The 15,126-nt window shown below is 30.0% G+C and carries 16 protein-coding genes; 14 read left to right on the plus strand and 2 right to left on the minus strand.

All coding sequences use genetic code 11. From position 1 onward, the window contains the following. Positions 1–5 precede the first annotated feature (5 nt). From ALEK_RS01825 to ALEK_RS01835, 3 genes are all read left to right on the plus strand, one after another. The gene (locus tag ALEK_RS01825) at positions 6–2,339 is read left to right on the plus strand and encodes an HD domain-containing phosphohydrolase (protein WP_071627875.1); all 2,334 of its coding nucleotides are present in this window, start codon (positions 6–8) and stop codon (positions 2,337–2,339) included. A gap of 615 nt (positions 2,340–2,954) precedes the next feature. Next, a complete protein-coding gene (locus tag ALEK_RS01830; protein ID WP_071627874.1) occupies positions 2,955–3,476 on the plus strand; it encodes a hypothetical protein in 522 nt (173 codons plus the stop codon). Continuing rightward, the gene (locus ALEK_RS01835; protein ID WP_071627873.1) at positions 3,469–4,224 is read left to right on the plus strand and encodes a nucleotidyl transferase AbiEii/AbiGii toxin family protein; all 756 of its coding nucleotides are present in this window, start codon (positions 3,469–3,471) and stop codon (positions 4,222–4,224) included. The genes ALEK_RS01830 and ALEK_RS01835 overlap by 8 nt, the downstream gene beginning before the upstream one ends. Before the next feature lie 64 nt (positions 4,225–4,288). On the opposite strand, the gene ALEK_RS01840 is transcribed toward ALEK_RS01835, so the two are convergent. Beyond that, positions 4,289–5,047: a response regulator transcription factor gene (locus tag ALEK_RS01840; RefSeq protein WP_071627872.1), complete on the minus strand. Its 759-nt coding sequence runs from the start codon at positions 5,045–5,047 to the stop codon at positions 4,289–4,291. Then, positions 5,040–6,338: a sensor histidine kinase gene (locus tag ALEK_RS01845; RefSeq protein ID WP_071627871.1), complete on the minus strand. Its 1,299-nt coding sequence runs from the start codon at positions 6,336–6,338 to the stop codon at positions 5,040–5,042. The genes ALEK_RS01840 and ALEK_RS01845 overlap by 8 nt, the downstream gene beginning before the upstream one ends. Before the next feature lie 139 nt (positions 6,339–6,477). Between ALEK_RS01845 and ALEK_RS01850 the strand changes: the two genes are divergently transcribed. The 11 genes from ALEK_RS01850 (at position 6,478) to ALEK_RS01900 (ending at position 15,113) form a co-directional block, all read left to right on the plus strand. Continuing rightward, on the plus strand, positions 6,478–6,726 hold the full coding sequence (locus ALEK_RS01850; protein ID WP_071627870.1) for a phenol hydroxylase subunit: 249 nt from the start codon (positions 6,478–6,480) through the stop codon (positions 6,724–6,726). A gap of 13 nt (positions 6,727–6,739) precedes the next feature. Further along, complete coding sequence (locus ALEK_RS01855; RefSeq protein ID WP_071627869.1) at positions 6,740–7,735, plus strand: ferritin family protein; 996 nt, start codon at positions 6,740–6,742, stop codon at positions 7,733–7,735. 10 nt (positions 7,736–7,745) lie between these two features. Continuing rightward, entirely contained in the window at positions 7,746–8,015 is a 270-nt protein-coding gene (locus ALEK_RS01860) for an MmoB/DmpM family protein (protein WP_071627868.1), read from the plus strand. Positions 8,016–8,027: 12 nt separating this feature from the next. Next, positions 8,028–9,548: an aromatic/alkene/methane monooxygenase hydroxylase/oxygenase subunit alpha gene (locus ALEK_RS01865; protein ID WP_228146314.1), complete on the plus strand. Its 1,521-nt coding sequence runs from the start codon at positions 8,028–8,030 to the stop codon at positions 9,546–9,548. Between the two features lies 1 nt (position 9,549). Continuing rightward, positions 9,550–9,912 (plus strand): phenol hydroxylase subunit P4, encoded by a 363-nt coding sequence (locus ALEK_RS01870; RefSeq protein ID WP_071627867.1) that lies wholly within the window; start codon positions 9,550–9,552, stop codon positions 9,910–9,912. 1 nt (position 9,913) lies between these two features. Continuing rightward, entirely contained in the window at positions 9,914–10,972 is a 1,059-nt protein-coding gene (locus ALEK_RS01875; protein ID WP_071627866.1) for an NADH:ubiquinone reductase (Na(+)-transporting) subunit F, read from the plus strand. A gap of 50 nt (positions 10,973–11,022) precedes the next feature. Beyond that, positions 11,023–11,829, plus strand: a complete 807-nt coding sequence (locus tag ALEK_RS01880; protein WP_071627865.1) for a sulfite exporter TauE/SafE family protein — start codon at positions 11,023–11,025, stop codon at positions 11,827–11,829. 99 nt (positions 11,830–11,928) lie between these two features. After that, positions 11,929–12,264 (plus strand): 2Fe-2S iron-sulfur cluster-binding protein, encoded by a 336-nt coding sequence (locus ALEK_RS01885; RefSeq protein ID WP_071627864.1) that lies wholly within the window; start codon positions 11,929–11,931, stop codon positions 12,262–12,264. Positions 12,265–12,281: 17 nt separating this feature from the next. Beyond that, positions 12,282–13,226, plus strand: coding sequence for a catechol 2,3-dioxygenase (locus ALEK_RS01890; protein WP_071627863.1), 945 nt, complete (start codon positions 12,282–12,284; stop codon positions 13,224–13,226). A gap of 10 nt (positions 13,227–13,236) precedes the next feature. Beyond that, positions 13,237–13,656 (plus strand): GlcG/HbpS family heme-binding protein, encoded by a 420-nt coding sequence (locus ALEK_RS01895; RefSeq protein ID WP_071627862.1) that lies wholly within the window; start codon positions 13,237–13,239, stop codon positions 13,654–13,656. Next, entirely contained in the window at positions 13,656–15,113 is a 1,458-nt protein-coding gene (locus tag ALEK_RS01900; protein ID WP_071627861.1) for a 2-hydroxymuconic semialdehyde dehydrogenase, read from the plus strand. Before ALEK_RS01895 ends, ALEK_RS01900 begins: the two co-directional genes overlap by 1 nt. The last annotated feature ends 13 nt before the right edge of the window (positions 15,114–15,126 follow it).

Here is a 15,126-nt window from a genome sequence, read left to right on the forward strand (position 1 = left end):
CAATTATGAGTTTAAATAATTTTTCTATAAAAATAAAACCTACAATTTTAGGTTTATTTTTTACAGTTACTGCTATTGTAGTTAGTGTCATGTTATTAATGCAATATAATTTAAGTAAAAAAATTGCATTAGAAAGTACACAAGAATCATTTAAACAATTATCTACAAACTTAAAACAAGAAACTAGTAACTATATTAAAAATAGTGAATCTTTTATTCGATTAATTGAAAATATTCCTTATCTAACTGAAAAACCAATTCCAAATGTTAGACATAAGGTTTTAGATCTTTTTGTTTCTGATATAAAAAGCAATAACTATATTTATTCAATATATGTAGGTCATAAAGATGGTACATATTATGAACTTATAAATCTTAATGAAGAATATAAAAGTAGTTTTGATGCACCTAAAAATGCCTCTTGGTTAATAATTAAAATCCTTGATAATATTGAGTATAAAGAATATTTAGATAAAAATTTAAATCAAATAAAATCTATAAAAAATGATACAAAATATAAAGTTACTCAAAGACCTTGGTATAAAGAAGCTATATCTTCCACAAGTTCAATAAAAACCGAACCATATTTGTTTAAGTTCTTAAATAAATATGGTATTAGTTATGCAAAAGAAATAAAAAATAGCGATGATATTGTTATTGGAATTGATGTAACACTAAACAATATAGATAAATTAATAAGTAAACAAAAACTAGTTGAAGATAGTGAAGTTTTCTTATTTGATACTAATGGTAAAATTATTACTTATAACAAAGTATCAAAAGGTAAGATTAGTAATAATAAAAGTTCATTAAATCAAAATACACTTGATGAAAAATTGACTGATAATCAGTTCTTTTATAATAAGTTTTCACTTTTTGATAATAGTGAATCTTTATATATAATCTCTCCAATTGAAAATATAATGGAACCATATATAAAAGAAATTTATTGGTTTATTTTAGTTTCTTTTATAGTATTTTTAATTATTGCCATACCCCTTATTATTTTGAGTTCAAGTTTGATTATAAATCCTTTACATAGAATCGTAAAAGAGAATGAGAAAATTCAAAAAAGAAAATTTGATAAAGTTAAAAATATTTCTTCTTATATAAAAGAGATTCATGATGTTTCTGATTCTTTATGGAAAATGTCAGTTTCAATAAAAGCTTATGAAGAGAATCAAAAAGAACTTATGGATTCTTTCATAAAACTAATAGCCACTGCAATTGATGAAAAATCAAAATATACAGGTGGTCATTGTAATAGAGTTCCCAAACTTGCACTTATGATTATAGATGAAGCAAATAAATGTGAAGATGGTATTTTTAAAGACTTTAAAATAAATAGTGAAGATGAATATAGAGAGATAAGTATTTCTGCATGGTTACATGATTGTGGAAAGGTTACAACGCCTGAGTATGTTGTTGATAAAGCAACAAAGCTAGAAACAATCTATAATAGAATACATGAAATAAGAACAAGATTTGAAGTTATCTATAGAGATTTAATAATTGAGTCTTATAAAAAAGAGTTAAATGGTGAGAATAAACAAGAGATTGACTCTTGGCTTAAAAATGAACAAAATGAACTAAAAGAAGATTTTGAGTTCATTGCTAAAATGAACTTAGGTGGAGAATTTTTAAAAGAAGAGTATAAAGAAAGAATTAAAGTTATAGCGTCAAGGACTTGGTTAAGAAATTTTGATAACAAAGCAGGTTTATCAAGAGAAGAAAGAATCAGATTTGAAAATAAAGATGAAAGTTTACCTATATTAGAGAACTTATTGTCAGATAAAAGCTGGCATATAATCAAGAGAGAAGAATCAATTAATGATGATGTTAAATATGGATTTAAAACAGAAGTTCCAAAGAATCTATATAATCAAGGTGAAATTTATAACTTAACGATTTCAAAGGGAACTTTAACCGAAGAAGAGAGATATAAAATACAAGATCATATCAAAATGACAATAAAAATGTTAGAACAATTGCCACTACCCGAAAACCTAAAAAATGTGCCACTATATGCAGGGGCTCATCATGAAACACTAATAGGTACAGGGTACCCTAAGAAATTAACAAAAGATGAAATGCCAATACCCTCAAGAGTTTTAGCCCTAGCTGATGTTTTTGAAGCATTAACTGCATCAGATAGACCATATAAAGATAGCAAAACTTTATCAGAGTCAATAAAAATACTTAGCTTTATGGTAAAAGACCAACATCTTGATAAAGATATTTTTGAGCTATTCTTAAAAACAGAAGTATATAAAAGATATGGGAAAGAGTATTTGTTAGATGAACAAATTGATGAGATACTGATAGGTGATTATTTATGATTGATGTTATATACAACAATAACTGTACATACAACACTTAGAAAGATATTTTAATATATTATCTGTTAAAAGAGATACTAGAAAATAGATGAATAATATTGACTATCTGATCTTAGGAGCAGAAGTAAATCCTCTATGAAGTTAAGCATTTCAAAACCTCTAATTTATGGAACAAAAAGCAATCTAATATGTTTCCCATGTTCCATAATATGTTCAAAAAGTAAAAACTACAAAGTTCCACAAATATTAAGGAATTATAGAACAAATAAAGAGACCTTCTATTTCTATTTATCTGAGAAGTCAGATGAGATTATACCACTCTCTTTTATTAGAATAATTCTATGTTATACCCTTCATTATTTTGATTTACAATCAGGTCTTTATGAACCTTATTTCTAAGTCTAAATAGTACAGACCTAAATGTGGTCAACACTCTTGCTTTGATCAATATTCATAATAAATCCTTTGTATTGAACTTACTATTTATCTCATATATTAGAATGATTGTAAAGTAATGTCTATCTTCTGTTAACCTATCAGTATAAACTAGAAGTATCATATAAATTGACAAAATTACGGTATTCATATATAATGTAGTTATAGAAAGGATATGAAATGACTCAAGCACAAATTAGTAAATATTTAGATATACCATTTGCAACACTTAATGATTGGAAAAAAGAAGATAGTAATAGAAATAAATTATATCAGCTTCTAATCAATCTTGATGAAAAAGAAGTTCAAAATAAATTAAGTAAAAAAACTAATCATAGATTTTTTCATATCCTAAATAGAAATATTGATAATTACTCAAAGTTTACAAGTGATGATATTAGAAAAGCTTTTGATAAAAAAGATTATCATGAAGCAACACTTAGAGAACAAAGTATATATGCAAAGTTTTTTAAAGAACTTGAACCAAATGAATTAGATGAATTTATCATAACTTTTAATGTATCAAAAAGAAATATAAAGAGTCTATATATTTCTTCTCCTTTTAGAACTTTAAAGGGTGTTTCAAAGACTTGGGATAGAAGATTCAGACTAAAACATATTGATTCAAATACAGAAAATAAAAAATCTGTACCATCTGTATTACAAAATATTCTAAATAGAAAAAACTTATCTCATGTATGATTTCTCAAAACAAAAAGCTATGCTTGAAGCTACACTTCTACTTTTAGAAGAGAATAACTTAAGTGAAGTATCAACACTTGGTGGAGGTACAGCCTTAGCTTCTTATTATTGGAATCATAGATATTCTACTGATATTGATATTTTTATTTATGATGAAGAGGATAAAAAACATCTAGTCAAAGAATCTAATTGGAGCGAAGAAGTAAAAACTACAATGGAATCAATTGGATATAAAGGTAACTTTAGAAGTCATCCAATTTACTCTGAAATAGTTATAGATGAAGATTGTAAGATTCAGTTTTTTGATGTTGTCAAAAAATCACATAATCCATATCAAAAAGTTAATTTATGGGGTTATGAACTTTTAATTGATACAGTAGAAGAAATTATTGCTAAGAAGATTTATTATAGAGCTGATAAAGGTAATTCAAGAGATTTATTTGATATTGCAATTGCATTTAATAAAAAGCCTGATATTTTAACAAAAACACTTCTAAAAAAAGACAAAGTCATTACTCTTTTTGAAACGGTATCAAACATTTATAGTAACCAAGAATTAAAAGATTTATACCTTGAAGAGATAGAACAAATGAATCCAAATAAAGAGTATAAATTCTTAGCTCTTAACACTATAGAATACCTATACAATTTACTTGAAAATATCTGTGGAGCTTATGACATACCTTATGAGTTATCAAGTGAAGAGTATATTGAGATAGAAAGCTATGTCTATACTTCATTAACTTGATAGAGGATATAGTAAATGTTTCTCTATGAATAAGAAATAGAATACAAAATATTGAACAGCTTTATTAGAATAATTCTATTTTATAACCTGCATTATTTTGATTTACAATCAGGTCTTTATGTACTTTATTTCTAAGTCTAAAAAGCACTGATCTAAACGCTGCATAACCTGCTGGTTCATCTTGCCATATTGCATACTCTATTTGTTCTTGAGATACAAACTGTCCCGCTGTATTACATAGTAGTTCAATAATCTTTTTTTCTTTAGAAGTAAGCTTAATAGGCTCATCCCCATAATATAAAGTACTTGACTCTTTATCATAAAGGTAACCATATTTTAATTGAATAGTTCTATGTTTTCTATCATTAGTTATACTTAGTTGATGTTCTAGTGTTTTATTTATATTTTCAATTGCATCTAGTTTTTTAAACTTTTTATTATCTTCTTGGGCTTTTGATAAGGCAACTTCTATTGTTGCATGTAAACTTTGTTTTTTATATGGTTTTAGTATATATCCATATGGAGAAGTTTTCGAAGCTTCTTTTATTGTAATACTCTCAGAATTTGCTGTTAAGAATATAATAGGAACCTCAGGCATTGTAACTTTAAGCTCTTCTGCTAATTCAATTCCAGTAGTAGGTCCTTTTAAATATATATCCATTAATATCAAATCAGGAACTACTCCTTTTTCTAATATCTTCATTGTTCTACATTTGTTTGGTGCAATTCCACAACATTCATAACCTAACTCTTTTAGTGTCTCTTTTAGATTCATTGCAATGATTGTTTCATCTTCAACTATTAAAATTTTTGTACTACTCATCTTCTTCCTTCTTAGGGAACTTAATATTACACTCTAATCCATCATTGTTTCTAAACTCTATTTCTCCATCAAGTTGATCTTGAACGATTGAAAATATAAGTTGAGTTCCAATAGAATCTGCGCAATCTAAGTCATCAATTGATGATATTCCCTCTCCATTATCTCTAAGTTTTAGCTCAATTAAATCATCTTTTGTTTTAATATGAAGTAATAATTTATTATCTCTATTTTCTTTAAAGGCGTATTTAAGAGAGTTAACACATAACTCATGTAATATCATTCCTATTTGAATACATCTATTAGTTGAGAATATTAATCTTTCAATTTTTAAATCCACTTCTAAGCTTGTATTTTGTGAACAATATAAGTCTTTGATATCATCTAATAATCTTTTAATATAATTAGGCAAATTAATGAAAGCCAAGTTTTCACCTAAATATAAAAACTCATGTACCAATGCCATAGTATGAATTCTACTTCTACTTTGTTGTAAAATATAAATCATCTCTTGGTCTTTAGTCCGTCTCTCTTGCATATTTAATAAAGAAGAAATTATCTCCATATTGTTTTTTACTCTATGGTGAATTTCTTTTAATAAAATATCTTTTTCTTCTACAGACTTTTGTAGTTCTTGATTCATTTTAGTAATTTTAGTTCTATACTCTTGCTTTTGAGTCATATCCCTAGCAAAAGCACATACATACTCAGTTCCATTATGCATAAAGCCATGACCAGATACTTCAACTGGAAATATTGTTCCATCTTTTTTTATTTGTGTAGTTTCTAATCTCCAGTTTTTATGATTATAAATATTAATCATACACTCTTTAGCTGTTTGCCTATCAAAGTTAGGATCCATATCTTCTAAGTGCATCTCTTCTAAGAACTCTTCTTTTGTTCTTCCTACCATTTGGCAAGCTGCTTCATTTACATAAACAAACTTTCCATCTAAAGTAAACCAATAAATAGCATCAATAGAGTTATTAAGTGCAAACTCATACGGTACTAATCTTTCTTTATCTTTATCTTTTAACTCTCTATATGAATTATCAATTCTTTGTATTACTTTTTGCATATGATTTAGCATTATAAAAAGAATAATTCCTGTTGATAATAAAAACAATATACCAAAGGTAAGTGGCCCTTGCTCCATTATAGAGTTGTATTTGAAAAACTCTGAAATCAATTTATCTAAGAACACAATACCTAATACACCAATTAATACATAAGAGATGGAAAATTTAGTGGGAATTGATTTGTTATCAAAAAAATATTGCTTTAGATTACCCATTATATAAGCCTTTGAACTGTTATTTAGAAAATTATATCATAAAAAAAAACTTTAGATAACTAGTGCGATACTTTTGCGAGTTTTTTCTATTAAACTGATTTTTGAGATAAAAGTTTGACAATTAGATGGAGTAATTATTATGAGTAAAGTGTCACCATTTAAAAAAAAATATGTACATATCACAGATGAAAAAGCAAACGGATTAATTGAGTTTGATTTTGCAATTGGTGATCCTTGTATGTATGTAGAACTTGCTTTACCAAAAGAGCAGTTTGAAAAATTTTGTATTAACAATACAGTTGAACATCTAAGTAGGGAACAAATCATAGATGTTGAAAATGACAAATACAAATGGCAGTACGGAGTAATTGGTACATTAACAAAATAAGGAGTGAGAGAATATGTCTTTAGATATTAAAAGTATAGATATTAAGCCAAAAAGAGAAACGTTTGGTCATGTTGAAAGAAGAATTGGTGAAGGTAAAATGGCTTCAAGATATGAAGAAGCAACATTTGATATTCAACCAACTGATAATTTTCATTATAGACCTTTAGCAGATGCAACATATGAATTATATGATGTAGCAAAAACAGCAGTAAAGATGGAAGATTGGTATAAGTTTTTAGATCCAAGACAATATCACTATGCTTCTTATGTAACAGCTAGAGCTAAACAACAAGAAGTAGCAGAACAAAATTTTGTTTTTGTTGAAAAAAGAAATATGTTAGATGTAATGCCTGAAGATATTAAAGAGTTGATTTTATCTTATGTATTACCACTTAGACATTATGAGTGGGGTGCAAATATGAATAACCTTCAATTATGTTCTGAAGGTTATGGTGCTGCTATTACTAATGCTTACATGTTCCATGCAGAAGATAGATTGGGTAATGCTCAATATCTTACAAGAATTGGTCTTTTATTAGGTGAGAATGAGTCAATTGTTTTAGATAATGCAAAAGACAAATGGTTAAATGATGAAGCATGGCAACCACTTAGAAAAGCAATGGAAGATTCTTTTGTACTTAAAGATTGGTTTGAATTACATATTGCTCAAAATGTAATATTTGATGCATTTATTCATCCTTTATATTTCAATTTAATGGAACAAGAATTAAATGTAAGAGGTGGTTCTGCTCAAGTTATGATGACTGAGTTTATTACTTCTTGGAATGAAGAGTGTGCAAGATGGATTGATATGACGGTTAAAGTAGCTAGCGCTGAGAGTGAAGAGAATAAAGAATTATTAAATACTTGGTGTAAAAAGTATATTGATATTGCTTTCCATGCTGTATTACCATTAGCACAAAAAGTACATTCAAATCCTGAAGTAGCTATGAATATGATTAAAGATGAGTTAGTTGTAAGACTTAATAAAAATGGTTTAAACCTTTAGGAGAATTAGTATGTCAAAAGTATTTTTAGCACTACAAGCAGTAGAAGAAACAAGAGCAATTATTGAAGCAATTAAAGAAGACAATCCTCACGCTGAGGTTGAAAACCAACCAGCAATGGTAAAAATTGCAGCTGAGGGAAAACTTCAAATAAAAGCAGAAACTGTATCAACTCATATTGGTAGAGATTGGGATCCACAAGAGCTACAATTAGTTTTAGTTTCATTAGCAGGAAATGTTGATGAAGATTATGATCATTTCACAATTTATTGGGATAACTAGGAGGAAAACATTATGACTATGCAAACACAAAAGAGAAAAAAACGTTTAAATATGAAAGACAAGTACAAGTATATGACAAGACTTGGATGGGATACTACATATCAAAATATGGATGATGTTTTTCCAAAAGATAAATTTGAAGGTATCAAAATTCATGATTGGGAAGCATGGGAAGATCCATTTAGAATGACTATGGATTCTTACTGGAAATACCAAGGTGAAAAAGATAAAAAACTATATGCAATTATTGATGCTTTTGCTCAAAATAATGGACAAAAAAATATCACAGATGCAAGATATGTATCAGCATTAAAATTATTCTTAACAGGTGTTTCACCATTAGAATATCAAGCTCATAGAGGTTTTGCAGATGTTGCAAGAAACTTTAGAGGTGATGGTCCAAGAGTTGCATGTCAAATGCAAGCAATTGATGAGTTAAGACATGTTCAAACACAAATTCATACATTAAGCCACTATAACAAACACTTTAATGGTTTCTCTGAATTTGCACATTGGCATGATAGAGTTTGGTATCTTTCAGTTCCTAAATCATTCTTTGATGATGCAAGATCAGCAGGTCCATTTGAGTTTATGATTGCTATTGGATTCTCTTTTGAGTATGTATTAACAAACCTATTATTCGTACCGTTTATGTCTGGTGCTGCTTATAATGGTGATATGGCAACAGTAACATTTGGATTCTCAGCTCAGTCTGATGAAGCAAGACATATGACTTTAGGTCTTCAAGCGATTAAGTTCTTATTAGAGCAAGACCCTGATAATGTTCCTATTGTTCAAAAATGGATTAATAAATGGACTTGGAGAGGATATAAAGTTCTAGGACTTGTATCAATGATGATGGATTATATGTTACCAGAATCTCCACAATCATGGAAAGAAGCTTGGGAGTTATACTTCGAAGAAAATACAGTTGCATTATTTAAAGATTTAGAGAGATATGGAATTACAATTCCTGAGTGTGCTGGTACTGTAAGTGCTGAAAAAGAACATTTATCTCACCAAATTTGGATGACTTTCTATACACATAACGCAGCAGCACCATTCCATACATGGTTACCTGATGAAAAGAAAATGGATTGGTTAAGTGAAAAATATCCAAATACATTTGATAAATACTATAGACCAGTATATGAGCATTGGGCAGAATTAGAAAAGCAAGGAAAGAGATATTACTCTGAAATGCTTCCTCAATTATGTCAAACTTGTCAAATTCCAATGTTATATACAGATTGTGAAAATGATGATCCAACACAAATTGTGCATAAGCAAACAACATTTAATGGTGAAAGATTCCATTTCTGTTCAGATCATTGTCAAGAAATATTTGAAGATGAGCCAGAAAAATATGTACAGTCTTGGTTACCAGTTCACCAAATCTTCCAAGGAAATTGTGGAGGGGCTACATTACCAGAAGTATTAAAATGGTATAAGGTTGAATTTGGACAAGACAATCTTGATTACGTAGGTTCTCAAGATGAACAAATGTGGAAACAATGGAAAGGAGAAGCTTAAGATGGCAATAGTTACAAAAGGGGATTACCCAACAATAATGATGGATAGTGTTGATAGATTTCATGGGAACCAACTTGTATATGTAGGTTGGGATAAACATAAGTTAATCAACTCAGCAATGACATTTCCACTTCCTCCACAAATGCCTTTTGGGGCATTAGTGAGCGAAGTAATGCCATCTTGTTATAAAGATCATCCGGACTTTGAAAAAGTAGTATGGGATGATTCTGTTATTTGGAGATTAAATGGGGAAGTATTCACTCCTGATTTTGAAAAATCTTTAATTGATAACGGAATCGATCATAAATCTTTAGTTAGATTTGAAACACCAAATTTAACAGGATTAAATGGAGTAGGAATTTAATATGGCTTACCAAGTAGAAATTGAACCAACTGGTGATGTAATCGAAGTTGAGGATGGGCAAACCATCCTTGACGCAGCTTTAAGACAAGGTGTTTACATTCCCCATGCTTGTTCACATGGATTATGTGGAACTTGTAAAGTTGAAATCTTAGAAGGAGAAGTTGACTATGGTGCTGCTTCACCTTTTGCTTTAATGGATATGGAAAAAGATGAAGGAAAATGTTTAGCTTGTACAGCAACACCAATGGAAAATACTTGTGTTGAAGCTGATATTGACGAAGATCCTGATGCTAAATCTATTGCAGTTCAAGATTTTATGGGAACAGTAATCGAAGTAAAAGATTTAACTCCTAGAATAAAAGGTATTTTTATTGAGTTAGATGAGGGAATTGATTTCCAAGCTGGACAATATATTCAATATCATGTTCCAGGTTTTGATGAACCAAGAGCTTTTTCATTATGTAATTCTTCAAATGATAAAAAAGTTGTTGAGTTAAATGTTTCACTAGTACCAGATGGGGAAGCTACTCCTTGGATTCATAATAATGTAAAAGTAGGTGCTAGACGGAAAATATCTGGACCTTATGGAAGATTTTTTGTAAGAGAATCAGCCCAGAAACCAATGATTTTCTTTGCCGGTGGTTCAGGATTAAGTTCTCCTAAATCTATGATTTTAGAGCAATTAGAAAATTCTTGTGATTTACCAATTACACTTTTTCATGGAGCAAGAAATCAAGAAGAGTTATATTACTCAGATCTATTTTTTGATTTAGAAAAAAAATATGAAAACTTTACTTATGTTCCTGTTTTATCAGATGATGATGTTCAAGACTGGAATGGAAGACGTGGTTTTGTAACTGATGCAGCAAATGAGATTTTCGAGAATGATTTCTCTGGAAATAAAGCATATCTTTGTGGACCTCCACCTATGCTTGATGCTTGTATTACAACACTTATGAGAGGAAGACTTTTTGAGAAAGATATTTATACAGAAAAATTCTTTTCAAAAGCTGACTTAAACGCTGAAAATCAGCGATCTCCACTATTTAAATCAATCTAAATGAAATAGAGTTTTTAACTCTATTTTATCTCACATTTCAAAGGATATATATGTTTGATATATCAATTATAATTCAATTTATTTTATTAGGTGCATTTGTAGGTTTCATCTCAGGACTCTTTGGTATTGGTGGAGGAGGTATTATAGTTCCTATTTTAACTGGTATTTTATTATCACTACAATTTGATGCAAACACGGTTGTTCATGCTGCCATTGGAACTTCAATGGGAATCATGGCTATTACTTCTTTTTCTTCTATGTTAGCTCAGCATAAAAAACAAGCAGTTTTATGGGATATGTTTAAATTACTAGTTCCTTCTATTATTGTAGGAACTTTCTTAGCTTCTTTTTTAGCTTCATATTTAAGCTCTTTTACCCTTGCAATAATTTTTGCAATATTTATGTTTTTGACTTCTATTAATATGTTTTTTGGCTCAACTCCAAAAAATATAGAAAAAGAGTTTTCAAAAAGAATACATTATATTTCAGGTGCAATTTTTGGGGCTTTATCTGCATTAATTTCTGTTGCAGGTGGTATGTTTATTGTTCCTTATTTACTTGCACAAGGCATAGATATAAAAAAAGCAATTGGTACTTCCTCTGCAATTGGATTTATTTTAACTTTATCAGGTGCCTTAGGTTACATGATAAATGGTTATATGATAAATCATACAAGCCTTGATTACACCATAGGTTTTCTTTTTTTACCTGCAATATTTTTTGTTGCACTAGCAAGCGTATTTACGGCACCCATAGGTGTGAAACTAGCTCATAAAATGTCTAGTAAATTACTTAAAAAAATCTTTTCATTAATACCATTTTTCTTGAGTATAAAATTGATTTATGAATTAGTTTAGAAAAGTAAAAATTGCGATTTTTCTGCGAATCTTTTCAAGTATAGTTTGAATAGTAAAAATATCATTCTTTATGAATTGATTATTTTAAAGGATATATAAATGGCTGGTTCAAAATACCAAATTAAAATGCTTGGAAATAATAAAAGCTTTGATTCATGTAATGAAGATCACATTTTAAACTGTATGGCAAAAGGTGGAGTATCACTTGCACCAAATGGTTGCCATGGTGGTGGATGTGGTGTTTGTAAAATCAAAATTTTAGATGGGGAAATTGAAACCTTATCTATGAGTAAAAAATATATAACAGAAGATGAAAAAGAATCTGGTTTTGTTCTTGCTTGTAGAGCTATTCCAAAATCAGATGTTGAGTTTGAATTTATTGGAAAACCTCAATGTAAAAGAGTAGAAGAAAAAAAGAAATACGGCTTCGTATAAAAACTTAAGGAGAAGAAATGGGAATTATGAGAATTGGACATATTAGTATTAATGCTATTGATATTGAAGAGTCAAAAAAATATTACACAAACGTAATGGATATGAGAATTACTCATGAAGATGAAGAGGGTAGAGTTTACCTTAAGTGTTGGGATGAGTGGGATAAATATTCAGTTGTTCTAAATCCTAGTGAGAGTGCTGGAATGAATGATATTGCTTATAAAGTTGAAAAAGATTCAGATTTAGATGAACTAGCTTTAAAACTTGAAGAGAGAGGTATCGATACAACAATGAAAGCTGCGGAAGCAGTTCCTTTCTGTGGTAGGACTTTGAACTTCAAACTTCCTTCTGGACATGATTTTATTTTATATGCTGAAAAAGATTTTGTTGGTAAAGATGTTGGTACTACAAATCCTGAACCATGGCCTGATGGATTAACTGGTGTTGGAACACATTGGTTAGATCATGCTTTATTAATGTGTCCTTTAGATCCTGAAAATGGAATTAATACAGTTGCACAAAATACTCAATTAATGGTTGAAGTATTTGATATGAAACTAGCTGAACAAGTAGTAGTAGGACCTGATGGTTCTGTTCAATTAGCAACATGGTTAAGTGCTGGAAATACTCCTCATGATATCGCTTTTGTTGGTGGTCCTGAAACAGGATTACATCACTTTGCATTCTTCTTAGATGATTGGGCAGATATTCTAAAAGCTGCTGATGTATTAGGTAAAAGAAATGTAAAAGTTGACGTTACTCCTCAAAGACATGGAATTACTAGAGGAAATACAATTTATTTCTTTGACCCATCAGGAAATAGAAATGAAACATTTGCAGGTCTTGGATATGCAGTTTATCCAGATATGCCAACAGTTACATGGACAGAAGATGAGTTATGGAAAGGTATTTTCTACCATACAAATCAGCCTGTTGAATCATTTACAAATGTTTATACATAGGATTGAATAAATGACTCAGGTTAATAAAAGCCTTACATATCAAGCAGCTTTTGCTGCTTGTGAAATGGCAATAAAAAAAGCAGAAAATTTAAATATAGAAATAAACGTAAGTGTTACAGATAATGCAGGATTAGAATTAGCTTTTTTAAGAATGAATGATTCTTTTATTCACTCAATGCAAATAGCAAAAGATAAGGCTTACACAAGTGCAAGTTTTGGATTTGCAACAAATCAATGGACAGATATTTTTAAAGAAGCACCACACCTTGAACAGGGTTTTTCAAATAGGAATAGACTTATACCTTTTGGTGGAGGACTACCAATATTTGAAAATAGCGTAAAAGTAGGAGCTATTGGTGTTTCTGGTGGAACTGAAGAAGAAGATATTATTTGCGCACAATATGCAATAGAAAAAATAGGATTACAATAATGAATAAAGTACAACACTATATTAACGGACAATTTATGGACTCACAATGTGGAGAGTTCTTTGATAATTATAACCCAGCAACAGCTGAGTTAATCTCAAAAGTTGCATTAGGTAGAGAACCAGAAGTAGACGCTGCCGTTGCTGCTGCAAAAGCTGCACTAACAGGTGAATGGGGGCAAATGAAGCTAAATGACAGAATAGCTTTAATGTACGAATTAGCAAATGAAATGGATAGAAGATTTGACGATTTCTTAGAAGCTGAGTGTTTAGATACTGGAAAACCATACTCAATTGCTAGACATATTGATATTCCAAGAGGAGCTGCAAACTTCAAAGTATTTGCAGACACTATGAAATCTGTTGCTGATGAAGCATATAGAATGGATACTCCTGATGGTAAAACTGCAATGAATTATTCAATGAGAAAACCAAAAGGTGTAATTGCTGTTATCTCTCCTTGGAATTTACCACTATTATTAATGACTTGGAAAGTAGGTCCGGCACTTGCTTGTGGTAATACAGTAGTTGTAAAACCATCTCAAGTAACACCAACTACTACTTCACTTTTAGGGGAAGTAATGAGCAAAGTTGGAGTTCCAAATGGTGCTTATAATGTTGTTCAAGGTAAGGGTTCAATTACTGGAAACTTATTAACTGCACATCAAGATATTGATGCAATTACATTCACAGGGGAAACAAAAACTGGTGAAATGATTATGAATGCCTGCTCTAAAGGTGTAAGAGATGTATCTTTAGAATTAGGTGGGAAAAATCCTGCAATTATCTTTGAAGATTGTGATATGGAAAAAGCAGTTGCAGAAACAACTAGATCTGCATTTGCAAACTCTGGACAAGTATGTTTAGGTACTGAGAGAGTTTATGTACAAAGACCAATTTTTGATGAGTTCTTAGCAAAATTAAAAGCGTCAGCAGAAAAACTAAAAGTTGGTGTTCAACATGATGAATCTGTAGATATGGGTCCTGTTGTAAGTGCTGCACATAGAGATAAAGTATTAGAGTTTTATGATATTGCTAAAAAAGAGGGTGCCAATGTAGTTTTAGGTGGTGGAGCTCCTAAAATGGAAGGTGATTTAAAGAATGGATTCTTTGTGGAACCTACTATTTGGACTGGACTTCCAGAAACTGCAACAGTAGTAAAAGAAGAAGTATTTGGACCTTGTTGTCATGTTCAACCTTTTGATACTGAAGAAGAAGTTATCAAAATGGCAAATGATACACAATATGGACTAGCTTCTACTGTATTTACTGAGAATTTAGACAAAGCTCATAGAGTTGCATCACAAATTGATTCTGGAATTGTATGGGTTAACTCATGGTTCTTAAGAGATTTAAGAACACCATTTGGTGGAATGAAAGGTTCAGGAATTGGAAGAGAGGGTGGTCATCACTCACTTGAATTCTATACAGAACTTAAAAATGTATGTATAAAAATGTAAGGTGGAATTGAAT

It is taken from the genome of Poseidonibacter lekithochrous (assembly GCF_013283835.1).
GTDB lineage: Bacteria > Campylobacterota > Campylobacteria > Campylobacterales > Arcobacteraceae > Poseidonibacter > Poseidonibacter lekithochrous.